Origin of the sequence: Delftia sp. WSY_10, assembly GCF_043104705.1 — a bacterium.
Taxonomy (GTDB): domain Bacteria; phylum Pseudomonadota; class Gammaproteobacteria; order Burkholderiales; family Burkholderiaceae_C; genus Comamonas; species Comamonas tsuruhatensis.
In genome coordinates this window covers 207,068-230,179 of sequence record NZ_JBICKY010000019.1, presented here as the reverse complement: position 1 = coordinate 230,179, position 23,112 = coordinate 207,068, and the positions used below count along the sequence as shown (strand labels likewise).

The following is a 23,112-nucleotide window of genomic DNA, read 5'->3' as shown; positions in this document are numbered from 1 at the left end:
CCGGCTGGACTGCGGAAGTGGATGCGGCTTGCATGGTCATCCCCTGGCGGGCTTACTGGATGAAGCTGGCGTCGTACATCACGCCATAGTTCTCGGGGATGGAGCGGATGATGCCGGCCTCCTTGAGGATCACGGCCGATTCCTTCATGAACGGCACCAGCTCGTTGGCGAAGAATTTCTGGTTGGCTTCCTTGTCGGACCACTTGAGGTAGGAGGCCGACTTGCCGAACTGCTCGCCGCTTTGCTTGACGGCCGTGCCCATGATCTCGAAGGACTTAGTCTTGTCGGCCTCGATCATGGCCACCGCATCGAAATACGACTGGGCCAGGGCCTTGGCGGCGGCGGCGTTGGCCTTGAGCCACTTGGGATCGCAGCCCACGGTGTCCATGACCATGGGGTAGTCGATGGTGGTGGCCAGGATCTTGCCCGCCGCCGGGTTGGCGCGGATGGTGGACAGGTAGGGCTCGTAGCTCATGGCCGCATCGTTCTGGCCGGCCACGAAGGCCTGGGCCGCAGGCTGGGGCTCCAGGGAGACGGTCTTCACATCCTTCATGGTCATGCCGTTCTTGTGCAGCATCCAGGCCAGGCCGAAGTACGGCGCCGTGCCCGGCGCGCTCACGGCCACGGTCTTGCCCTTGAGGTCGGCAAAGCCCTTGACGTCATTGCGCACGGCAATGCCGTCGGCGCCATAGGACTTGTCCATCTGGAAGATCTGCACGATGGGCACGCCGTTGGTGTTCCAGGCCACATGCGTCTCGATGGTGGTGGCCGCGCACTGGATGGCGCCAGAGGCCAGGGCCAGGTGGCGGTCCTTCTGCGGAATCATCTTCAGGTCCACCGCCAGGCCGTTCTTCTTGAAGATGCCGGCCTTGTCGGCCAGGGTCAGCGGCGCGAAGCCTGTCCAGCCCGACATGCCCAGGGTGATCTTGGTCTCCTGCGCGGCAGCGGGCTGCAGTGCGGCGGCAAGGCAGAGGGCGGCGGCCAGCGGCCCCAGGGGCAGGCGGCGGAACGTGGGGATCGAACTCATGTGGCACTCCTCGGTCGGGAAAGCAAGTTGGCAATGGCAGTTTCGGGGTCCGCGGGCAGACCGGTGCGGAAGCCCGAAGTGTGTTTTTGCCGACCAAACATGTATATACAGGATTACCCGGCAAACCTGGCAAGGGCGGAAACCTGCATCCATCTGCGGTCAACACAGAGAGCGAGAGCAAGCACCGTGCCAACCCATCTTGTCCATACAAGCTGGGGAAAGTCCCTGGTCGCGATTCACCACCGTGGTGCAGGCCACCGCACGGCGCGCCGCTACGGTGCAATCACAGCCCGCGCCACCTTCAAAAAAGGTGCAATCAGCGGCGAGGCATTGCCCGCCGACACAGCCAGCACCACGGGCTGGGGGGCCACACGGCCCCGGATGCGGCGGCAGGCCAGGCGCTGGCCATCGTGGGCGCGGTCCACCACCGGTCGCGTGGTCAGCACGCTCAGGCCGTGGCCATTGGCCACCATGGAACGCAGCATCTCGATGGAGGCGAACTCATGGGCCACCAGCGGCGTCACGCCGGCCTCGCGGAACAGCGACAGGAAATACTCGCGGCTGTGCGGCAGGTTGATCAGCACCAGCGGGTGGGCCGCCACTTCGGCCAGGCTCACGCTGGTCCTGGCCGCCAGCGCATGGCGATGCGGCAGCAGCACATAGGGCGGCAACGCCGCCACGGGCAGCAGCTCCATGCGGGGACGCGCCAAGCCCGTGTTGTACTGCAGGGCCGCATCGAGCTCGCCGCGCTCCACCTGCTGCGTGAGCGAGGCGATATCGCCCTCCACCAGCTCCAGTGCAATGCCGGGATGGCGGCGCTGCATCTGCGCCAGCAGCGCCGGCACCCAGCGCGCGCCCAGCGTGCTCAGAAAGCCCAGGCGCAGCACGCCCGCCACCGCCGCCGTGCGCGGCCCCTGCAGGCTGCGTGCGCCGTCCAGCAGCGCCTGGGCATCGCGGCTGCGCACCGCGCCGGCCGCCGTGAGATCCAGCCCCCTGGCATGGCGGCGCACGAACAGCGCCTCGCCCCACTGCGCCTCCAGGTCGGCAATCGCCTTGGAGATGGACGGCTGGGACACGCCGATGGCCTCGGCCGCGCGCGCCGTGCTGCCATGGCGTGCGGCGGCCACGAAATACTCCAGCTGGCGCAGGCTGATTTGGATCATCTTTTTGAATGCAGTGAATCAGGAATGAATATTTTCCATTGATTCAATCACGCGCCAGCATGCAGCCATAGACCACCCGTCCAAGGCTGCACCCATGACCGAGTCCACCCCCCTCACCGCCCGCCCGCTGGACGGCGTGCGCATCCTCGACTTCACGCGCGTGCTGGCCGGGCCGCTGTCCACGGCCCTGCTGGCCGACCTGGGCGCCGAGGTCGTCAAGATCGAGCCGCCGCAGGGCGACGACTACCGCGCCATCGGCCCCATGAACAACGGAGAAAGCGCGCTGTTCACGGTGATGAACCGCAACAAGCAAAGCCTGGTGCTGGACCTCAAGCACCCCGAGGCCGTGGCCCTGGTCCGCGAGATGGCCGCCCAGGCCGACGTGGTGGTGGAGAACTTCCGCCCCGGCGTGGCCGAGCGCCTGGGCATCGGGGCAAGCCAGTTGCGGGCGCTCAATCCGCGCCTGGTCTATGTCAGCGTCTCGGGCTTCGGCCAGACCGGGCCGCTGGCCCACCGGCCGGCCTACGACATCATCGTGCAGGCCATGAGCGGCCTCATGGAGGCCACGGGCGAGCCCGATGGCGCGCCCACCGTCGTGGGCGAGGCCGTCAGCGACGTGGTGGCCGGCCTGTTCGCCTCCTGGGCCACGCTGGCCGCGCTGCTGCAGGCGCGTGCCACGGGACAGGGCCAGCAGGTGGACGTGGCCATGTTCGACACCACGCTGAGCTTTCTGGCCACCTCGGTGGCGCGCTACCTGTTCACGGGCCGGCCCGCGCGCCGCGTGGGCAACCGCCATCCGCTGTCGGCCCCCTTCGGCGTGTACCGCGCAGGCGATGGCCACTTCGCGCTGGCCGTGCTCAACAACAAGCTGTTCGCCGCCGCCCTGCAGGCCATGGAACTGGGCAGCCTGGCCGGCGACCCGCGCTTTGCCAGCGACGAATCACGCTCGGCCCACGAACCCGCGCTGCGCGAGGCCATCGAGGCCTGGGCCGGCCGGCATGAAGTGGCGCAGGTGGTGGCCGCGCTGGATGCAGCGGGCGTGCCCGCCGCGCCCATCTGGAACATTGCCCAGGCGCTGGAGTCGCCCCAGAGCCAGGCACGCGGCCTGCTCGGCGCGGTGCAGGACCCTCGCCTGCCCGGCCTGCGCCTGCCCACCCAGCCCGTGCATTTCAGCGGCGCCGCACCCAACCGCGCCGAGCGCGCACCGGCCCTGGGCGAACACACCGACGCCCTGCTCTCGCAGTGGCTGGGCCGGGGCGCCGAAGCCATTGCCGCGCTGCGCGCATCCGGTGCCCTGGGCACCGCAGGCGCAGCCCCCTCTTCCCCATCACATTGAGCAACCGACATGAACTTCCAACGACTGGGCACTACCGCCGACGACCACGCCATTGCCGATGCCGTGGCCCGATTTGCCGACGACGCACTCGCCCCGCTGGCGCAGCGCATGGACGAAGAGGCGCTGTCCGCCACCTGCCATGTGCCGGGCCTGTCGGCCCTGGGCGTGATGGGCATGAACCTGCCCGAGGCCCTGGGCGGCCCCGGCGTCACGCCCACGGCCATGCTGCTGTCCCTGGTGGCCATCTCGCGCGCCTGCGCGGCCACCTCGTCCATGATCGGCGCCCACTACCTGGGCACGGACGCCGTGCTCATCGGCGGCGACGACGCCCAGCGCCAGCAGTGGCTGCCGCGCTGCGCCAGCGGCCAATGGCTGGCGGCCTTTGCGCTGACCGAGCCGCGCGGCGGCTCCCACCCGGCCGACATGCGCACGCGCGCCGTGCGCGATGGGGACGACTATCTGATCACGGGCGTCAAGCACTTCATCTCCAACGCCGCCGAGGCGCGCTTCATGGTCGTCTTCGCCAAGACCGACATGGAGGCCGGTGCACGCGGCGTCAGCGCCTTCATCGTGCCGCGTGACCTGCCCGGCATCCAGGTCTCGGCGCCCGAAAAGCTCATGGGCATCCGCGGCGGCCATGCCTTCGAGGTCTCGCTGGACGGCGTGCGCGTGCCTGCCAGCCACCGGCTGGGCGCCGAGGGCACGGGCTTCAAGACGGCCATGAAGGTGCTGGACAACAGCCGCCTGGACGTGGCGGCCACCGCCCTGGGCGTGGCCGAGGCCGCCCTGGCCGCCGCCGCGCAATGGGCCAACCAGCGCCTGGTCGGCGGCGAGCCACTGGCCACGAAACAGGGCATCCAGTGGAAGCTGGCCGACATGAAGCTGCGGCTGGAGTCCTCATGGGCGCTGACCATGCAGGCCCTGGCCTTGCGCCAGGCAGGCCAGCCCTTCACCCAGCACTCGGCCATGGCCAAGCTGCATGCGTCCGAAATGGTGGGCTTCGTCACCGACGAGGCCCTGCAGATCCACGGCGGCTACGGCTACACGCGCGAAATGCCGCTGGAGCGCCTGGTGCGCGATGCGCGCATCCTGCGCATCTACGAAGGCTCGTCCGAAGTGCAGCGCAACATCATTGCGCGCGGGGTGCTGGGCGGCAGCTGAATGCAGCAGCGGGTGGCTAGGAGAAATCTGAAAATGGCACCCTCGCGCCCGGAAAAGGCCGTTGATGCAGAGCGGCTCAAACCCCAGGTCTTCCCTGGACCTTGCGAGGGGGCGCAAAATGGCGGCTGTTGCGGCCTTCGGGCCGCAGCGCATTTGTTGCGGGAAGCGCCCGCATCCCGCCCCCTCCCGCGCCAGCCGCCCCTGCCGAAAGAAGCCTCCGTTGTCCGCCGCGCATTCCGTCCTGCAAGCCGTGTTCGGCTACGAACAATTCCGCGGTCCGCAGGAAGCCATCGTCTCGCACGTGGTCGCCGGCGGCGATGCGCTGGTGCTCATGCCCACGGGCGGCGGCAAAAGCCTGTGCTACCAGGTGCCGGCCATCGTGCGCCAGCAGCAGGGCCACGGCGTGGCGGTGGTGGTGTCGCCGCTGATCGCGCTCATGCACGACCAGGTGGGCGCGCTGCACGAGGCCGGTGTCAGCGCCGCCTACCTGAACTCCACGCTGTCCTATGACGAGACGCAGGAAGTCGAATGGCGCCTGCAAAGCGGCGACATCACCCTGCTGTATGCCGCGCCCGAGCGCCTGAACACGCCGCGCTTCCTGGGCCTGCTCGACGACCTGCATGCCCAGGGCAAGCTGTCGCTGTTCGCCATCGACGAGGCCCACTGCGTGAGCCAGTGGGGCCATGACTTCCGGCCAGAGTACCGCGCGCTGAGCGTGCTGCACGAACGCTATGCGGGCGTGCCGCGCATCGCGCTCACGGCCACGGCCGATGCGCTGACGCGCGCCGACATCGTCGAGCGGCTGCAGCTGGAGAGCGCGCGGCACTTCGTCAGCAGCTTCGACCGCCCCAACATCCGCTACCGCATCGCCGAGAAGAAGGACGTCAGCAACCAGCTGCTGCGCTTCATCGAGCGCGAGCACGAGGGCGAGGCCGGCGTGGTCTATTGCCAGTCGCGCAAGCGCGTGGAGGAGCTGGCCCAGACGCTGAGCCAGGCCGGCGTGCCCGCCCTGCCCTACCACGCGGGCCTGCCCTTCGAGACGCGCCAGCTGCACCAGGACCGCTTCCTGCGCGAGGACGGCATCGTCATCGTGGCCACCATCGCCTTCGGCATGGGCATCAACAAGCCCGATGTGCGCTTCGTGGCCCACGTGGACATGCCCAAGAACATCGAGGGCTACTACCAGGAAACCGGCCGCGCAGGCCGCGACGGGCTGCCCGCCGATGCCTGGATGGCCTACGGCCTGTCCGACGTGGTCAACCAGCGCCGCATGATCGACGAAAGCCCGGCCGAGGACACCTTCAAGCAGGTCATGCGCGGCAAGCTCGATGCCCTGCTGGGCCTGGCCGAGGCCACGGACTGCCGCCGCGTGCGGCTGCTGGCCTACTTCGGCGAGCAGTACGGCCTGGGCGCACCGGGAGAAGACGCAGAGACGGACATTGAAGGCCGGCCGCTGCAGCGCGTGGCAAAGACCGCCTGCGGCAACTGCGACAACTGCCTGGAGCCCCCGGCCCTGTGGGATGGAACGGACGCCGCGCGCAAGCTGCTGTCCACCATCTACCGCGTGCACGAGGCCAGCCAGCTGACCTTTGGCGCGGGCCACATCATGGACGTGCTGCGCGGCAAGGACACCGAGAAGGTGCGCCAGTACGGGCACGAGAAGATCTCCACCTTCGGCCTGGGCAAGGACTACAGCGAGCCCCAGCTGCGCGGCGTGATGCGCCAGCTGCTGGCCACGGGCGCCCTGGGCCTGCACAAGATCACCAGCGAGAACAGCGGCCACAGCTTCGACACCCTGTGCCTGGCCGAAGGCTCGCGCGAAGTGCTGCGCGGCAATGTCCAGGTGCAGCTGCGCGAGGCCGTGGCCGCGCCACGCACGCGCACCTCCAAGCGCGCCACCCAGCCCAACGCGGCCGCCGCCAGCCTGGGGCCTGATGCCCAGGTGCGCTTCATCAACCTCAAGGCCTGGCGCGCCGAAGTCGCGCGCGAGCACAACCTGCCGGCCTACGTGATCTTCCACGACGCCACGCTGGCCGCCATTGCCGAGCGCAACCCGGCCTCGCTGGACGACCTGCAGGGCATCAGCGGCATGGGCGCCAAGAAGCTGGACGCCTATGGCGCCGAGGTGCTGCGGGTGGTGGCCACGGGCTGAGGCGCATAGCCCTCATGCACATCGTCTGGGGCTGGGCTTCACCATGAGAAAAGGCCTGCACCTCCATGGCGTCAGGCCTTTTTCGTGAAGCCGGAACCCCTTACTGCGCCAGCACCCTGAACGTCAGCGTGTAGTTGTTGCCGTACTGCGGCGCGGCGGCGCCGGCGGGGGCGTCGGCGCGGTAGCGCACCAGGGCCAGGTAGATGCCTGACTTGGGCAGGGCGTAGGAGATGCGGCCCTGGCCATCGGTGGTCAGTGCATCCACGCTGTGCTGGCTGGCCAGGTCCATGGCCGAGCGGAAGATTTCCACCTTCTGCGCGGCCAGCGGCCTGCCGTCGTATTGCACGGTGAAGTCGAACTTCTCGCCCGCGAACAGGTCGGCCGGATGCGTGACGGGCACGATCTCCAGGCCCTTGCCTGAGGGCGCGAGCGCAGCCCGGCTGGGCTTGCCCACCGTGATGTAGGTCTCGGAGACCGACAGCGACTGGTAGTGGCTCAGCAGCCTGGCATCGGCCGGCGTGGGCGTGGCGGGATCACGCGCGGTCTCGACCTTGCCGTTGCGCTCCCACGAACGGAAGATGGCGCCCAGGCGCGGGCCGGTGCTCACGCGGTAGGTGCCTTTCTCGTCGGGCAATTGGTGCTCGGCCACGGTGCGGGTCTTGAACTGGCGCACATCGGCCATGGGCGTGACCGAGCCATCGGGCGCCGTCACGGTGAAGCGCGTTTCGCCAAAAGCCACTTCGGGGATGAAGAACTTGTCGGCAAAGCTGGCGTCCACGCTGATGACGGCCCGGGGCTGGGCCTCGAAGCTGGTGGGCAGCAGGTAGGGCGTGTGGGCCTGGGCGGAGATGCACACGGCCGATAGCAGCGGCAGCCACCAGGCCAATCGCTTGGATAGGGTTCCAGCCATGTCCGCTCAGGGCTTCTTGACGTCGTTCTTGTCCACGACGCCGTCGGCATTGACGTCGGCTTCCTTGAAGCTGCGATCGGCGATGGCCATGTCTTCTTCCACGGTGTATTTGCCGTCGCGGTTCCTGTCCACGATGCCGAAGCGCACATGGGCCTGCTTCATGGACTGGGCATAGCGCTCGTCGGGCTGGCGGCCCGCGTACTGCTGCTTGAGGCGGGCCTCGAACTCGTCCACGTACTCCTTCTCGCTGAGCCAGCCGTCGCCATTGGTGTCGCCGGCCAGGAAGCGCTGCTTGCGCACGGTGTCGTACTCCTGGCGCGTGACCACGCCATCACGGTTGGCGTCGTAGCTGCCCATGAAGGCAGACTGGCCATGCCCGCCCGCAGGCTGGGCCGGGCCGCTGGCGGACGGTGCCGTGGGCGATGCGCAGGCGGTGAGCAGGGCCGCCAGGCCGGCAGCGGCCAGCATGCGGTGGGACAGAGAGAACTCGATCATGAAACGACTCCTGAAGTAGGCAGATACAGCGGCGGCTGCGATGGTGGTGGAGGCTTTCCGGCCGACACCGCCGCTGTAGGGAAGGCCGGCCGGCCCCTGGAGAAACTCCTCGGATCCGCGCCACGCGGCAAGTGAAGGTGGCGTGGATGCAATGGCATGGTGCGCAGGGTGCTCAGAACGCAACGTTCATGGACACGGCGAAGGTGCGGCCCGGGTTGCTCAGCAGCTCGATGTCGCGGCGGTCGCGCGCCACGCCGGGCTGCAGGCTGCGGGTGCTGGAATAGTCCCAGTAGCGCTTGTCGCCCAGGTTGTAGATGCCGGCGTTCAGGCGCACGTTCTTTGCGACCTGCCAGTAGCCGGCCAGGTCGAAGATGGCATAGCCGGGCACGCGGAACAGCTCGGTGGTCGAGTCGGTCAGGCCGGTGCCCGCGTTCTGGTAGCTGTCGCGGTTGGTGGCCACGGCCTGCTTGCCCGCGACGAAGGTGCCGGTCAGGTTCAGGCCCCATTGCCGGGCCGGTGCGTCATAGCCCACGCCGACGATGGCCTTGCGCGGCAGCACGCTGTCCAGCGGCACATCCTTGTCGCCTGCGTAGTAGGACTTGGAGGTGCCGCGGCTGATGCCCAGCGCCCAGGTGGAGTACAGGCCCCTGGCGGCGGGCATCCACTGGCCGTGGTCCAGGCGCGCGCTGGCCTCGAAGCCGTAGATCTTTGCGCTGTCGCGGTTCTCGGCCTGGTAGATGGTGCCGATGTGGGCGGGCACGTTGACGAACAGGTCGGGACGGCCCGCGCGCAGGTAGCGCGTGTAGGCGATGAAGTCGGAGTACCTGGTATAGAAGACCGAGCTGTTGAAGGTCACGCCCGGCGTGGGCGAACCCTTGAGGCCGAAGTCGAAGGCATTGCTGCTTTCCTCCTTCAGGTTGGGGTTGCCGACCAGCGCGTACTGGCCTGCCGCGTTGTAGTTGCTGGCCATGTTCCACGAGCCGAAGATCTCGCCGGCCGAGGGCGCTCGCCCGCTGCGCTTGAACTGGGCATAGGCGCTGAACGTGGGCGTGAGGTCATAGACCAGGGCCAGGCTGGGGCTGAGGATGGTGTTGTCGCGCGTGCCGCCGTAAATCTTTTCCACATCGGCGGCCGTGAGCACGCCCGAGACGAAGTTGTCCAGGTCGCGCGTCTTGATCTCCACGCGGTCCACGCGCAGCGCGGGAATCAGCGCCAGGCGGCGGCCACCGGCCTGGAAGCTGATCTCGTCCTGCAGGAAGGCGCCGTAGCGGCGGGTGGTGGTATCGGGCTGGGGCTTCATGCTGCCGGACACGGCCCAGGGGCGCTCCGTGTCCTGGGTCGAGGCATTGACGCCAAAGCTCAGGCGGTGGCGGTCGATGCGCTTGTCGCCCGTGCTCGAGAAACCCCAGGTGCGCGTCTCGTTGCCCGAGACGTTGTGCACCTTGGCGCCCGTGGCCAGCGTGGTGGTGTCGGTGACGTCGTTGGTGTCCGTGTTCTGGAAGTACAGCCGCGTGTCCAGCTGGTCCACCCAGGCGCCGGCCGGTGTCCACAGGTGCTGCAGCTGCAGCGTGTTGCGGCTGGTGTCGCTGTTCTGGCGCGAGCTTTCGGTGATGCTGGTGTTGGTGGTGTCCCAGCCGTGGAAGGAGGTGTCGTTCTTGCGGCGATACAGGTCGGCCGACAGCACCAGGCGGTGGGCCGGGTTGATGCGCAGGCCGCCCTTGAGCAGCAGGGCTTTGGAGTTCCAGTCGTCGGGATAGCTGTTGACGATGGCGCTGTGGTTGCGCGTCTCGTGGCCGTCGCGGCGCGAGTAGGCGATCAGGCCGTCGAGGTCGCCCGAGCGGCCAGCGGCCGTGAAGCTCTCGTTCCAGGAGCGGTCGGCCGTGTCGTGGCCGATCTTGCCGCCCAGGTAGGAGGTCTTGCCGCCCACCAGGTAGTCCTCGGCGGACTTGGTGCGAAAGCCCACCGAGCCGCCGATGCCACCGGCCGCGCGCCGCGCCGTGGTGGTGCCGGAGAGGATGTCCACGGCCGAGAACATCTCGGGGTCGATGAAGTCACGGCCCACGCCGAAGGTGTTGGCGCCGACACGGCTCACATAGGGGCGCGTGGTGGCGTCGGGCATCTCGACGCCGTCCACATCCATGCCGATGCGGTTGCCCTCGATGCCGCGGATGTTGTAGCCCGTGGTGCCCGAGCGGTCGAAGCTGCTGCGGTTGCGGCTGGTGCCCGAGGCTGTGCCCGGCGCGGAGACCAGGGGCTGGTAGCGCACCACGTCGGCCATGCTGCCGGCCTGCTCCAGCGCCGGGCCGCTGACGGTGGTGGAGGCGCCCGGGGTTCGCTGCGCGGGCTCGGCCGTGTCGACCACGTCGACCTGGGCCAGTGCCTTGGTGGGAGCCTGTGCCATCAGCCGGGCCTCATCGTCCAGGGCCTGAGGCCGGGGCTGGGCCCAGGCGCCGGACGTGGCCAGGCCGATCACGGCGGCCTGCACGGCCACGGCCAGCAGGCTGGGCCGCAAGGCCGGCGCAGCGCAGGGATTCCAGAAAAGGGAGACAGGGGCGCAGGAGCGTGAAGATGGAGCCATGGCAGGAATCGGGGAACGAGGGTTGCTGGCTAGCTGCCGACCTCTTCGCGGAGTGCTCTTGCGAGACCATTGATTCCCCCCGGGTGTGATTTCTTCCTGCTGGCTTTCCGCGATTCTCCCACCAATTGATAATGATTATCATTTGTTTTGTATCATTTACGTCACAGGGACAGATCACGGTCCCGCGCGGACCTCCTCCACAAACCCCACACAAAGACTCGACAGCGCAGCAAGATTGCCCGCTCACACTGCGGCGGCTGAATATCTGGAGCCCTTTGCTGTGACCAATAACGCCCAACTCCTGGCCGACGAAGCCAAGTACTGCTCGTTCGGGGATACCGTCCACTACGTCAATCCCCCCAAGATCTTTTCGGGCTGCGAAGGCAGCTACATGTACGACGAGGCCGGCACGCCCTACCTCGATCTGCAGATGTGGTATTCGGCCGTGAACTTCGGCTACAAGAACAAGCGCCTCGAGCAGAAGATGATCGAGCAGCTGCAGACCCTGCCCCAGGTCGCCAGCCAGTACCTGCACCCGACCAAGATCGAGCTGGCCAAGTTCATCGCCCAGGATGCGGAGCGCAAGTGGGGCCATGCCGGCCGCGTGCACTTCAACGTGGGCGGCGCCCAGGCCATCGAGGACTCGCTCAAGGTCGTGCGCAATGCCAGCGGTGGCAAGAGCCTGATGTTCGCCTTCGAGGGCGGCTACCATGGCCGCACGCTGGGCGCCTCCAGCATCACCTCCAGCTACCGCTACCGCCGCCGCTACGGCCACTTCGGCGACCGCGCGCAGTTCATCCCCTTCCCCTACCCGTTCCGCCGCCCCAAGGGCATGACGTCCGAGGAATACGCGGACTCCATCGTCCGGGAATTCGCGCGCAAGTTCGAGAACGAATACCACGCCATCTGGGACCCCAAGACCAACCAGTGCGAGTACGCGGCCTTCTACGTGGAGCCCATCCAGGGCACGGGCGGCTACGTCGTGCCGCCGCCCAACTTCTTCAAGGGCCTCAAGAAGGTGCTGGACGACCACGGCGTGCTGATGGTGGTCGATGAAATCCAGATGGGTTTCTGGCGCACCGGCACGCTGTGGTCGGTGGAGAACTTCGGCGTCAAGCCCGATGTGCTGGTCTTCGCCAAGGCGCTGACCAACGGCCTCAACGCCCTGTCGGGCCTGTGGGCGCGCGAGGAACTGATCAACCCCACCATCTTCCCGCCGGGATCGACCCACTCTACCTTCGCCTCCAACCCGCTGGGCACGGCCCTGGGCCTGGAAGTCATGAAGATGACCCACGAGATGGACTTCGGCCGCCAGGTGCGCGAATCGGGCGCCTACTTCCTCGAAGGCCTCAAGGAGCTGCAAAAGCGCCACAAGGAAATCGGCGATGTGGACGGCCTGGGCCTGGCGCTGCGCGCCGAGATCTGTACCGAGGACGGCTTCACGCCCAACAAGGCGCTGCTGGACAAGATGGTGGACATCGGCCTCGAAGGCGGCCTGGAATACAAGGGCAGCAAGCGCGGCCTGGTGCTGGACGTGGGCGGCTACTACAAGAACGTGATCACCTTCGCGCCCTCGCTGATGATCTCGCGCCCCGAGATCGACGAGGCCATGGTCCTGCTGGACCAGTTGCTCACGAAAGCCAAGGCGGCCTGAAGGCGCGATGCCCGCAGAGCGCCTGCACAACCAGCTCGAACCCCCAGGCCTGCTCGCGCAGTTCGCGGCCCATCCTCCCGAGGGCTTCGCACTGCTGCAGGACTGGCCGGCGCCGGCCTTCACGGCGCCCTTCGATCTTCTGACCACGGCGGACGACGCGCTCAAGGCGCGTCTTTTGTCGTTGCCCGGTGGCGGCTGGCTGTCGCGCCGGCTGCGCCTGTCCACCGACTTCGTGGGCACCACGGTCAGCGAGTACGCCGTGCTGCCCATGGGCACCCCTGCCGCCCAGCAGGCTGCCGCGCTGCGCGCGCGCGCAGGCCGGCGCTTGCTGACCATCGTCAAGGACCTGCCCCAGGATTCACCGCTGCTGCCGGACGCCGACAACGCCCACGCACGGGCGCTGGCGCAGGCCCTGGCCGATGCGGGCTTCATCCTGGTCGAAGGCCAGGCCCTGGCCCATGTGCCCATCGACTTCTCCAGCCTGGACGAGTACCTTGCGCGCCTGTCCAGGAGCCGCCGCCAGAACCTGCGGCGCAAGCTCAAAAGCCGCGCGCAGCTGCAGGTGCAGCGCATTCCCACGGGCGCGGCCTTTGCCGATGACGCCCGGGTCGATGCCTACTACGCGCTGTTCGATGCGGTGTATGCGCAAAGCGAGATCCACTTCGACAAACTCACGCGCGATTTCTTCGCGGCCGTGCTGCGCGACGCGGACAACGGCGGCCTCGTCTTCGAGTACCGCGCGCTGCAGGACGACGGCGCGCCCGGCGCGCTGCTGGGCTGGAACCTGTGCTTCGAGCACGGCGGCAAGCTGATCGACAAGTACATCGGCCTGTCCTACCCGGCCGCACGCGAGGCCAACCTCTACTTCGTGAGCTGGATGGTCAACCTCGAATACGCCATCGAACGCGGCCTGAGCCACTACGTGGCCGGCTGGACCGATCCCGAGGTCAAGGCCCAGCTGGGCGCCAGCTTCACCTTCACGCAGCATGCGGTCTTCATCCGCAACCCGCTGCTGCGCGCACTGGGCCGGCGCTTTGCCGGCCACTTCGAAAGCGATCGCCAATGGAGCGAACAGAACTGAATGCCCAGCCGGTCGTGCTGGATGTGGATGGCTCGGTGGGGTCCTTGCCCGGCGAGCTGCGCCTGCCGCTGCAGCACTGGCAGGAGCAGGTGCGCTTCGGCTGCGGCCTGCGGCGCTTCGCGCGGTTCCGCGCGGCGCTCGATGCACAGCTGCCCGCCGCGCATGGCACGGCCCTCATGGGCAGCGGCGACTTCCACCATCTGAGCTGGCCGCTGATCGAGCGCTGCATCGCGGCGCGGGCCCTGTCCTCAGGCCGGCCGCTGCGCGTGGTCGTGCTGGACAACCACCCCGACAACATGCGCTTTCCCTGGGGCGTGCACTGCGGCTCCTGGGTGCGCCGCGTGGCCCTGCATCCGGCCGTCTCGCATGTGCACGTGGCCGGCATCACTTCCGGCGACATCGGCCGCGCACACGCCTGGGAGAACTACCTCACGCCGCTGCGCGCGGGCCGCCTGAGCTACTGGAGCGCGGGCGTGGACACGGGCTGGGCGCGCCGCCTGGGCGTGGACTCGGCCTTTCGCAGCTTTGCCAGCGTGGCCGAGCTGTCGCGCACGCTGGCGCGCATGCTGCGCGAGCAGGCCCAGCCCACCTACCTGAGCATCGACAAGGACGTGTTCGCGCCCGAGGTGGTGCGCACCAACTGGGACCAGGGCCGCATGCTGGAGAGCGAAGCCATGGACATCATTGGCGCGCTGTCCGGCCAGATCGTGGGCAGCGACATCACGGGCGATGTGTCTTCCTGGCGCTACGCGACCTGGTGGAAGCGCTGGATGAGCGCGGGTGACGGCCAGGACACGCAGATCGGCGCGCAGACGCTGGCCACCTGGCAACTGGGCCAGCATGCGTTCAACGAGCGCCTGGTGGAGCGTCTGCAGCAGGCCGGCTGAGGCCCCACCGGAGCTGCGGCGACCGGTGCTGCGAGGTCAGGCGGCGGCCTGCTTCATGGCGCTTTCCAGCACCTGGACCAGATCGCCAAAGCGCGCGTCGTCGAACCACAGGCTGTTGCCCACCGCCACCAGGCGCTGCGCCCAGTCGCGCCCCTGGTCCACCACGTCCTGGCGTGCCAGGCCCAGCACATGGTCGTAGCGGCCATAGTCGGGCAGCACATGGACGAAGGGCAGCGACAAACCCCAGCCCCGCCCCCATTGCGCGCGCAGCAGCGCATCGCGCGTGGCGGCATCGCGCAGGCGCAGCAGCAGCACGGGCCAGACGCCTTGCGCACCCGGCACGGTGTCGCCCACCACCTCGATGCCATCGATGGCCGACAGCCAGGCGCCGCGCTCACGCGCCTGGCGCTGCAGTTGCTGCTGGAAGTCCGCCAGCCGCGCCAGTGCGCGCCGGCCCACGCGGCGGCGCCAGGCGCCCAGTTCATGGCGGGCAATGGCGTCGTCGAAATCATCGCCGGCGGCCTGCACCCAGTCGCTGCGCGACAGCGCATCGCGCAGGGGGCGGCCATAGGCCAGGTCCAGCCCGGCGGGGCGGTACAGCGCCGCATAGCCCAGCAGCTCCAGGCTGCGGCGCAACTCCCAGCCTCGGTCCTGGCGCACGCTGGCTGCATGTGTCTCGCGCAGTGCCTCGCGCAGCGCGGGGTCGCGCGCCAGCAGCACGCCGCCCTCGAAGGTGGTCAGGCCCTTGCCCACGGCCAGGCTGTAGAAGCCCACATCGCCCTGCCAGCCCACGGGCTCGCCGCGCAGGCGCGCGCCCAGGGCCTGGGCCGCGTCCTCCACCACCCAGGCACCCACGGCGCGCGCGCAGTCCAGGGCCGTGTCCACGTCGGCCACGCGGCCGCACAGATGCGTGGGCAGCACGGCCAGGGTGCGTTCGCTGCACAGGGCGCGCAGGCGCGCGGGGTCCATGTCCAGCGTGTCGGCATGCAGATCGCACAGGCGCAGCTGCAGGCCGCAGTGCGCCACGGCCAGGGCCACCAGCGGGCAGGTATAGGCGGGTGCGATGACTTCGCTGCGGCCCGGCGCCAGGCGGCGCAGGGTCTGCAGCGCCACCATCAGCGCCGAGGTGCCAGAGCATTCAAGCTGCACGGCGGGCACGCCCAGCCACTGCGCCAGCGCCGTCGCCAGGTCCGCGTCGCCCCAGGGCAGCAGGTCGGCCGCGCGCAGTGGCAGGCCCGCCGTGGGCGGCAGCATGCGTTCAGCCACGGTGCGTGCCGTGCTCGGCCGAGGCCGCCAGATGCGCGGCGCCCGCGCTGGCCGAACCCGCGCCCGGGTTGCCGCCCGCATGGCCCGGAGTGTCGTCGTCTGCGCCGGGCCCCTCGGCCTCCTGCGTCTCGCTGACCGCCAGGCAGGCGATGCCGGCCACGATGAACAGGCAGCCGATGATCTGGGGCATGCCTATGCGCTCGTCGAACAGCCAGTACGACAGCGCCAGCACGGAAAGAATCTCCAGGTGCGATGCCGCAAAGGCCGGGCCGATGGGCGCGCGCTTGAGCAAGGTCATCCACGAGAAAAAGGCGCCGATGTAGCCCACGAAGGCGCCATAGATCCAGGGCTGGCCGAACACGCGCGCCAGCCAGGCCGTGGAGAACTCCAGCGGCAGCGCCGCATTGCCGGCCTGCTTGAAGCTCAGCTGGGCCAGCGTGTCGAAGGCCATGAGCACCAGAAAGCCAATGAAATAGAAACGTTTCATCTCAGTTATTCACGGGGCTGCGCGCCGCCCGCATCGTATGAAACTGGCGAGCCCCAAAGCCTGGGACACCGAGGAAGGGCCGCCCCGCCCCGAGGGTGTCGTCCCCCTCCCGCGAAGCGAGAGAGGGCGCCGTGCACACGGGGGAAGGCGCGAAGCGACTCAGGGGGTGCTGTTTCATCTCAATGCAGGCCCACGATGGCGACGCCTATGGACACGAGGACAATTCCGGCGACCCGCATGGGTGCCAGCTTCTCGGCAAACAGCAGCCGGCCCGCGATCATGATGGCCACGATATTGATGGAGCCCAGCAGCACGCCTTCGGACAGCGGCACCAGCGAGAGAAAGGCCAGCCACAGCACGAACTCGGCCACATAGCAGCCCACGCCCAGCCACAGCCAGGGCCTGGAGGCCATGAAGCGCCAGCGCGCCAGGCCGTCGAGGTCACCGGGCTGGCTGGCAGCGGCCTTGAAGGCCAGCTGGCCGCCGCTGTCCACCAGCACGTTCAGCACCCACAGCGTGATGACCAGCGGCGAGAGATCACTGCCCATGCGGCGCAGCCTCCACAGCCCGGCCTTCGCGGGGGGCGGCACCGCTGGCGATGCGCGCCACGAACTCGGTGGTGCGCGCGATCACGGTGCGGCGGTCGCGGTCGATGGTGACCATGTGGTAGCTGTTGTCCAGCAGCACCAGCTCGACATGGGCCTGGCTGGCGCCGTGCACGATGTCGTGGGCGTTGGCCACCGACGAGATGTCGTCGTTGCGCGCATGGATGACCAGGCAGGGCGAGCGCAGCTGGGGCAGGCGCGCCAGCACGTGGGCCGAGAGGCGGCGCAGTTCGATGATGGACCACCAGGGATTGCCCGGCAGGCCGGCCGCCGCGCTGTCGCCCGAGTGCATCTGCTCGACCACGCGTGCGCGCAGGGCCTCGTCCTTGATGCCGTAGGGCGGCTGCTCCATGAACACGCTGCGGCGGCCAATGCCCAGCGCGCGGAACAGCGGCAGCAAAAAGGCCAGGCGCGTGTAGAAGGGGATGCTCCAGCCGTCGTAGCGGAAGGTGGTGGACAGGGCGCAGACGCCGTCCACCTTGTCGGGATGACGCTGGGCCACGGCCAGCGAGAGCACGGCGCCCATGGACAGGCCGCCGACCACCACATGGTCCACATGCTGCGACAGCCGCTGCAGGCCGCCTTCCACGCTGGCCAGCCAGTCGGTCCAGCGCGTGTCCACGAGATCTTCCATGCTGCCGCAATGGCCGGCCAGCTGGACCGCATAGACGGTGAAGCCCTGCTTGTTCAGCCCCTTGGCCAGCAGGCGCATCTCGGCCGGCGTGCCCGTGAGCCCGTGCACCAGCAGCACGCCGGTGCGCGCGGCAGCGCCCGTGCCGGGCATGACGAATTCATGCTCGGTCACGCAGACGCTGTCCAGCCCCGTGGCAGGCTCGCTGCGCTGAACCAGGGAGAGCCCATCACTCAAATTCATGTCAATTTTCCATGACGCTGCGCGTCGCCCTCTGTCCATGAAAATGGCGTGCCCCGAAGCCAGAGACACCAAGGAAGGGCCTTGGCCGGCCGCGCCGCCCCGCACCGAAGGTGTCGTCCCCCTTGGGGGGCGCCGTGCAACGGGAAGGAGCGAAGCGACTCAGGGGGTGGTATGTCATGCCAGCGCCTCCAGGCCCAGGACCACCTTGTCGAGCAAGGCCGTGGCCTGCTCGAAATGCTCGAAGGGCGCATGGGCGATGCCCCGGCTTTCGCAGTGGGCGATCAGCTTGTACTTGGCCAGCACGAAGTCGGCGCGGCCCGAGACGCAGAAGTCCGAGGTGCTGTCGCCCACATAGAGCACGCGGCCATGCTGGGCCTGCTGCTCGGCCAGGCGCTCGCACTTGCAGTTGCCGCTGGCGCGCGCGCACTGCGCGCTGGCCCAGGGCGAGTCCAGGCGCCAGCTGCGCTCGCCGGTCGGCACCAGACGGTTGGCGATGACCTGCAGATGGCCCAGGCCATGGCGCTCCAGCACATGGCGTATGGCGTAGTCGATGCCGTCGCTGACCACCTGCACCACCATGCCGTGGGCCTGGGCGGCTGCCGCGAAGCCGGCAAAGCCGGGGTCGATCTCGATGGTGTCCAGATGGGCGCGCAGCTCGGCCTCGTCCATGTCCAGCAGCGCGACCTGGCCCTTCATGCATTCGCGCGAGCCGATCTCGCCGCGCTCCCAGGCGTCTTCCAGTTCCTGCCAGCCGGGCTTGCCGAAGCGGTTGAGCAGGGTGTCGGTCACGTCCAGCAGGCTGATCGTGCCGTCGAAGTCGCTTTGCACCATCCAGCCGGGGGCGGCGGTGTCCAGATACAGGGGAATGCGCTTATTCATGAAACTGCACCCTTACGTTTTGACCCACGCGCACGACGGCGGCGGGAGCTTGCTCGAAGACCAGCACGCACTCGATGACACGCACCGGCCCGCGCTGCTGGTCGTCCTGCAGCCGCGCCGTGCCATAGACGGGGCTGATGCGCAGCACGCGTGCCGAGGGCAGCTGCTGCTGTGCGGAGCCATCGGCATCCAGCGTCACCGTGGCCTGCATGCCTTCGCGCACGGCGGCGGCGAAGCTTTCGTTGATTTCGGCGCGCACCTGCAGCGGGCGCTGCGGCAGCAGCACCACGGCCGGCGTGCCGGGCACGGCCTGGCTGCCCGCGTGGGTGGCCAGGCGCACCACGGTGCCGGCCTCGGGCGCGCGCAGTTCCTGGCGCTTGTGCTGGGCGCGCAATTGTTCGAGCTTGCGCTGCGCCACCTGGGCCTCGGCCGCGGCCACGTCGATCTCGGCCTGCGCATCGCGCAGTGCCTGCGCGGCCTCGTCCACGTTCTGCGCGTCGGCCGCGCCCTCGCGGGCCGCTGCCTGCCAGCGCGCCAGGGTCTGCTTGAGCTGGGGCAGGCGCGCGGCGCGTGCCTTCTGGCGGGCCTTGGCCAGCTGGGCCTCGGACTCGGCCACGGCCAGGTCGGCCTGGCCCGTCTCGTCGGCCAGCCTCAGCAGCAACTGGCCGCGCTGCACGGACTGGCCTTCCTTGACGGACAGCTGCTGCACCACGCCGGCCACGGCGGGCGACAGGTCCAGCAGCCCGCCTTCCACCTCGATCTTGCCGCGCGCCACGGCCACGGCCGCCGGGCCGCTTTGCTGCGCCCTGGAGCTGGCCTGGCCCGCATTGGCGGGCGCATCGTGCGAAGGACCGCAGCCCGCCAGCAGCGCGGCGGCGGCCAGCGCCGCAGCCAGTCCGGCAGTGGAAGCGGCAAGGCCGCTCAGGGGGTGCTTCATTGTTTTTCCTTCAACGGGGAGGTCTGGCGCCAGTCGCTGCGGATGGCGCCGTCCTCCATGCCGAGCACGCGGTCGGCATGGCGCACCAGGCGCGGGTCATGGCTCACGCACAGCACGGTCGTGCCATGGTTGCGCGCCGCGCGGTGCAGGATGTCGATGACGCGCTGGCCGCTTTCGGCATCCAGCGCACTCGTGGGTTCGTCGGCGAACAGCAGCTGCGGCGCCTTGGCCATGGCGCGCGCAATGGCCACGCGCTGCTTTTCGCCGCCCGACAGTTCGGCCGGGCGCATGTGGGCGCGGTGGGACAGGCCGACCTCGTCCAGCGCCTGCTGCGCGCGGCGCAGGGCCTCGTCGCTGCGCAGGCCCATGTAGCCCAGGGGCAGCTGCACCTGCTCGATGGCCGTCAGCGCCGGGAACAGGTTGAAGCCCTGGAAGACGAAGCCCGTGTGGCGCAGGCGAAACTTCTCCAGCGCCCGCGTGCCCAGCTTGCCCAGGTCCTCGCCCAGCGCCATGGCGTAGCCGCTGTCCGGCGCCTGCAGGCCCGACATCAGCGACAGCAGGGTGCTCTTGCCGCAGCCCGAAGGGCCAGAGATCAGGCTCAGTTCGCCCGCGTACAGCGATACCGACAGGCCCTGCAGCACCTGCACGCTGACCATGCCCGACAGGAAGGACTTGCACAGCCGCACGGCCTCCAGGCTGGGCGCCGTGCGGGGCACCGCCGTGGGCGCGGGGGAAGAGGCATTCATCACGTTCATGGTGTCTGGAAGTCTTCAGCGCAGCAGCGTGGCCGGGTCGGCGCGCAGCAGGCTGCGCATGGCGCCCAGGCCCGACAGCAGGGACAGCACGGCCACCAGCACGGCACAGGCCAGCACGGCCGATGCGTTCAGCGCCACGGGCACGCGGTAGGCCGTGGCCACGGCCAGCAGCACGGCGCTGGCCAGCGCGGCCATCACGAAGCCCAGGCCGCCGATCCAGCAGGCCTGCTCCACCACCACGCGGCCCAGGGCCGCGCGGCTCACGCCCAGCGCGTTGAGCACGGCGTACTCGCGCGACGAGGCAGCCACCACGGCCTTGAGCGACTGGCTGGTGACCACCGAGCCCACCAGGCAGACGATGACGGCCATGAACAGCACGCCCGCGCCGGCGCCCGTGTCGAACATCCAGTAGCGCTGCGAGCGCCGCGCGAATTCCTTGGCTGTCCATGCCTCGTAGGGGCCGAAGCTGGGCGTGGACTGGTTCAGGCGCTGCTGGACGGCCTTGGCCGAGGCGCCGGGGCGCACGCGCGCCACGAAGTAGGTGCTGCCCTGGCCCGGGTCACCGGCAATCTCGCGCGCCGTGGCCAGCGAGGCCAGCACGTTCACGCCGCCCAGGCCGCGCAGCCCGTCCACGGCGGCCACCACCTGCACGCGGTGGTTGTTGACCCAGGCCACGCCGCCCTCGCTGGCGCCCAGCGTCTGCAGGTCGGCCCGGTCCACGATCACGGCGCCGGGTTCGCGCAGGCGCTGCCGCTGCCAGGGCTGGAGCACGCGGGAAAACAGCATGGAGGCATCATCGGTGGCAATGCCGGACAGGTAGACCGACACGCCGCCGCCGTGTTCGCTGGCCGCGCCGCCGGCCGGCGTGCTGGAGCGCCAGTCGCCATCGACCCAGACGTAGGGCTCGACGGCAGTGATGTCCGGGTCCATGCGCAGGCGCATGTCCACGTCGCGGCCGATGGTGCGGCCGAAATTCACGCTCTGCGTGCCCGGGTAGCCGATCCACAGATCGGCCGAGGACGCCGTCACATACAGCGCGGCCGATCCGAAGATGCCCAGCACCAGCGCGGCCTGCATGGCCAGCAGCACGCCGGAGAAGCCCACCGCGAAGACGGAGGGAATGAACCGGCGCCACTCGTGCACCAGCGTCTTGCGCGCCAGCGCGATCATGAGGATGCCCCCTGAGCCACGGGCGCAGGGCCGTTGCCGGAATCGTCCTCCGGCCTGTCCTCGGCAGGCAGCGGCGCGCCGCCCAGGGCCTTGTACAGCGCCACATAGGCCAGGGCATGGGCGGCCAGGGCGGTGGTCTGCTCGCTGCGCGCCTGCAATGCGGCGCGCCGGGACGCCAGACCACCGAACTCGCTGTCCAGGCCCAGCTTCTGGCGCTGGTGCTGCACGCGTTCGCGCTCGGCCAGCACCTGCTGCGAGTCCTGCAGCGCGGCGATGCGCTGGCGCTGGGCACCGATGGCGGCCAGGGCGGATTCGACCTCGGCCACGCCGTCCAGCACGCTCTGGCGGTAGCCCTGGATGGCAGCCTGCAGCGCCAGCTCGCTGGCATCGGCCTGCGAGCGGCGGCGGCCCCAGTCGAACAGGGGAATGTCGATCTGCGGCCCGAAGGTGGGCGCGTTGTCCTGCGTGGTGCGCAGGTTCTGGGTGATGTTGAACGAATACAGCAGCGAGCCGCCGATCACGAAGCGCGGGTACAGCGCCGCTTGCGCAATGCCCTGCTCGGCTGCGGCGCGTTCCACGCCGGCCTGCGCCACCTGGATGTCGGGGCGCGTGCGCAGCAGGTCGGCCGGAAGGACCGCCACGCCCAGCGCCTGCGGGCCAGGCAGCGGCGCTGTCGCATCGGCCTGCAGCCATTGCGCATCGGGCCGCGTGCGGCCCAGCAGTGCGGCCAGCATGTGGGCGCTGCGGGCCTGGGTTTCACGCAGGCCCGCACGCAGGGCAGCGCTCTGGCCGGCCTGCAGCTGCAGCTGGCGCACGGCCTCGGCCGTGCCCAGGCGCTGCTGCTGGCGCAGCTGGGCCAGTTGCAGGGCACGCGCATCCAGCTGCGCCTGCTCGTCGATCAGGGCCAGCTGGCGCTGGGCCATGCGGATGTCCAGGTAGCGGTGCACCACGTCGGCCACCAGGGCCACGCGCGCTGCCTGCAGGCGGCCCCGTGCATCGAGCACGGCAGCTGCGGCATTGCGCTCGCCGGCCTCGCGGGCGCCGAACAGGCCCAGGTCCCAGCTCACGTCGATGCTGGCGTGGAAATACGAGTCGATGGCTGCGATGTCCTGCAGCGTGCGCGCACCGGCCGTGAACACGGGCCGGAAGGCAGCGCCGGCCGTGCCCGCCAGCAGCCGCTGCTGGCGCAGGCGCGACTGGGCCTGGGACAGATCGAGGTTGGCGGCCAGCGCCTCCTCGACCAGGGTGTTGAGGGATTCATCGCCCCAGGCCTTCCACCAGCCCTGCAGGTCGGGTGCGGCGGTCGAGCCAGATGCGCCCGGCGCGGCGGCGGGCAGGGGCTGTGTCCACTGCGCAGGCACCGAGCCGTCGAGCTGTGCCGGGGGCGGCGATGAGCAGCCGGCCAGCGCCAGGGCGGCGCCCAGGCACAGGCTGGAGAGGCGTTGCGTCGCGGCGGCGTGGTTCACGGGATGGACAGGCGGGAGGGGATGATCGAGGGGGAGGACCGGGAAAACGAGGCCAGGGAACCATGTCCCCGGATAGCCATTGGACGCGGCCAAGCTTGCGCGAGGTTGCAGGCTTTATGGAGGAAACATGGAGAACGCGGCGCCGTGCGCAAGCCTCTCTTGCCCATCCCGGGCGGGAGTCAGTCGCGGACCGCGCCAGATTACCGCGGACTCGGATGATTCCGAGTTT

General features: G+C 69.3%; 20 protein-coding genes. 6 read left to right on the top strand and 14 right to left on the bottom strand.

What is annotated here, in order from left to right; genetic code table 11:
* Positions 1–52: 52 nt before the first annotated feature.
* Both ACF8ML_RS09890 and ACF8ML_RS09885 read right to left on the bottom strand, forming a co-directional pair.
* Complete coding sequence (locus ACF8ML_RS09890) at positions 53–1,027, bottom strand: ABC transporter substrate-binding protein (protein WP_013800043.1); 975 nt, start codon at positions 1,025–1,027, stop codon at positions 53–55.
* A gap of 272 nt (positions 1,028–1,299) precedes the next feature.
* Complete coding sequence (locus ACF8ML_RS09885) at positions 1,300–2,190, bottom strand: LysR substrate-binding domain-containing protein (protein ID WP_313283954.1); 891 nt, start codon at positions 2,188–2,190, stop codon at positions 1,300–1,302.
* 94 nt (positions 2,191–2,284) lie between these two features.
* On the opposite strand from ACF8ML_RS09885, the gene ACF8ML_RS09880 reads away from it, so the two are divergent.
* The 3 genes from ACF8ML_RS09880 (at position 2,285) to ACF8ML_RS09870 (ending at position 6,839) form a co-directional block, all read left to right on the top strand.
* Positions 2,285–3,526, top strand: coding sequence for a CaiB/BaiF CoA transferase family protein (locus ACF8ML_RS09880; RefSeq protein ID WP_392407056.1), 1,242 nt, complete (start codon positions 2,285–2,287; stop codon positions 3,524–3,526).
* A 9-nt stretch (positions 3,527–3,535) separates the two neighbouring features.
* Positions 3,536–4,687 (top strand): acyl-CoA dehydrogenase family protein, encoded by a 1,152-nt coding sequence (locus ACF8ML_RS09875; RefSeq protein ID WP_392407055.1) that lies wholly within the window; start codon positions 3,536–3,538, stop codon positions 4,685–4,687.
* Positions 4,688–4,907: 220 nt separating this feature from the next.
* Complete coding sequence (locus ACF8ML_RS09870) at positions 4,908–6,839, top strand: RecQ family ATP-dependent DNA helicase (RefSeq protein WP_017405658.1); 1,932 nt, start codon at positions 4,908–4,910, stop codon at positions 6,837–6,839.
* 100 nt (positions 6,840–6,939) lie between these two features.
* Here the strand turns inward: ACF8ML_RS09870 and ACF8ML_RS09865 are convergent, their stop codons facing one another.
* The 3 genes from ACF8ML_RS09865 to ACF8ML_RS09855 form a co-directional block, all read right to left on the bottom strand.
* Positions 6,940–7,749, bottom strand: a complete 810-nt coding sequence (locus ACF8ML_RS09865) for a DUF4198 domain-containing protein (RefSeq protein WP_016447373.1) — start codon at positions 7,747–7,749, stop codon at positions 6,940–6,942.
* 6 nt (positions 7,750–7,755) lie between these two features.
* On the bottom strand, positions 7,756–8,244 hold the full coding sequence (locus ACF8ML_RS09860) for a hypothetical protein (protein WP_016447372.1): 489 nt from the start codon (positions 8,242–8,244) through the stop codon (positions 7,756–7,758).
* A gap of 172 nt (positions 8,245–8,416) precedes the next feature.
* Positions 8,417–10,822: a TonB-dependent hemoglobin/transferrin/lactoferrin family receptor gene (locus tag ACF8ML_RS09855; RefSeq protein WP_392407054.1), complete on the bottom strand. Its 2,406-nt coding sequence runs from the start codon at positions 10,820–10,822 to the stop codon at positions 8,417–8,419.
* Between the two features lie 280 nt (positions 10,823–11,102).
* On the opposite strand from ACF8ML_RS09855, the gene ACF8ML_RS09850 reads away from it, so the two are divergent.
* From ACF8ML_RS09850 to ACF8ML_RS09840, 3 genes are read left to right on the top strand one after another with little or no spacing between them, the layout of a single operon-like run.
* Positions 11,103–12,476, top strand: coding sequence for an aspartate aminotransferase family protein (locus ACF8ML_RS09850; protein WP_016452231.1), 1,374 nt, complete (start codon positions 11,103–11,105; stop codon positions 12,474–12,476).
* Between the two features lie 7 nt (positions 12,477–12,483).
* Positions 12,484–13,557, top strand: a complete 1,074-nt coding sequence (locus ACF8ML_RS09845; RefSeq protein ID WP_392407053.1) for a GNAT family N-acetyltransferase — start codon at positions 12,484–12,486, stop codon at positions 13,555–13,557.
* Complete coding sequence (locus ACF8ML_RS09840; protein ID WP_016447368.1) at positions 13,539–14,444, top strand: arginase family protein; 906 nt, start codon at positions 13,539–13,541, stop codon at positions 14,442–14,444. Before ACF8ML_RS09845 ends, ACF8ML_RS09840 begins: the two co-directional genes overlap by 19 nt.
* A gap of 36 nt (positions 14,445–14,480) precedes the next feature.
* On the opposite strand, the gene ACF8ML_RS09835 is transcribed toward ACF8ML_RS09840, so the two are convergent.
* The 9 genes from ACF8ML_RS09835 to ACF8ML_RS09795 all read right to left on the bottom strand — a co-directional run bounded on the left by ACF8ML_RS09835 (position 14,481) and on the right by ACF8ML_RS09795 (position 22,883).
* A complete protein-coding gene (locus ACF8ML_RS09835) occupies positions 14,481–15,710 on the bottom strand; it encodes a DegT/DnrJ/EryC1/StrS family aminotransferase (RefSeq protein ID WP_392407052.1) in 1,230 nt (409 codons plus the stop codon).
* Complete coding sequence (locus tag ACF8ML_RS09830) at positions 15,703–16,197, bottom strand: multidrug efflux SMR transporter (protein ID WP_012202071.1); 495 nt, start codon at positions 16,195–16,197, stop codon at positions 15,703–15,705. Before ACF8ML_RS09830 ends, ACF8ML_RS09835 begins: the two co-directional genes overlap by 8 nt.
* Before the next feature lie 179 nt (positions 16,198–16,376).
* Positions 16,377–16,745 carry an EamA family transporter gene (locus ACF8ML_RS09825; protein ID WP_012202070.1) on the bottom strand — a complete coding sequence of 123 codons (369 nt, stop codon included), beginning with the start codon at positions 16,743–16,745 and terminating at the stop codon, positions 16,377–16,379.
* Positions 16,735–17,676 carry a carboxylesterase gene (locus ACF8ML_RS09820; protein ID WP_016447365.1) on the bottom strand — a complete coding sequence of 314 codons (942 nt, stop codon included), beginning with the start codon at positions 17,674–17,676 and terminating at the stop codon, positions 16,735–16,737. Before ACF8ML_RS09820 ends, ACF8ML_RS09825 begins: the two co-directional genes overlap by 11 nt.
* 174 nt (positions 17,677–17,850) lie before the next feature.
* Entirely contained in the window at positions 17,851–18,555 is a 705-nt protein-coding gene (locus tag ACF8ML_RS09815) for an MtnX-like HAD-IB family phosphatase (protein ID WP_313283949.1), read from the bottom strand.
* Positions 18,548–19,492 carry an HlyD family secretion protein gene (locus tag ACF8ML_RS09810; protein ID WP_392407051.1) on the bottom strand — a complete coding sequence of 315 codons (945 nt, stop codon included), beginning with the start codon at positions 19,490–19,492 and terminating at the stop codon, positions 18,548–18,550. The genes ACF8ML_RS09815 and ACF8ML_RS09810 overlap by 8 nt, the downstream gene beginning before the upstream one ends.
* Entirely contained in the window at positions 19,489–20,247 is a 759-nt protein-coding gene (locus ACF8ML_RS09805) for an ABC transporter ATP-binding protein (protein WP_016447362.1), read from the bottom strand. Before ACF8ML_RS09805 ends, ACF8ML_RS09810 begins: the two co-directional genes overlap by 4 nt.
* 15 nt (positions 20,248–20,262) lie before the next feature.
* Positions 20,263–21,417, bottom strand: coding sequence for an ABC transporter permease (locus ACF8ML_RS09800; protein ID WP_016447361.1), 1,155 nt, complete (start codon positions 21,415–21,417; stop codon positions 20,263–20,265).
* Positions 21,414–22,883: an efflux transporter outer membrane subunit gene (locus ACF8ML_RS09795; protein ID WP_392407050.1), complete on the bottom strand. Its 1,470-nt coding sequence runs from the start codon at positions 22,881–22,883 to the stop codon at positions 21,414–21,416. Before ACF8ML_RS09795 ends, ACF8ML_RS09800 begins: the two co-directional genes overlap by 4 nt.
* Between the last annotated feature and the right edge of the window lie 229 nt (positions 22,884–23,112).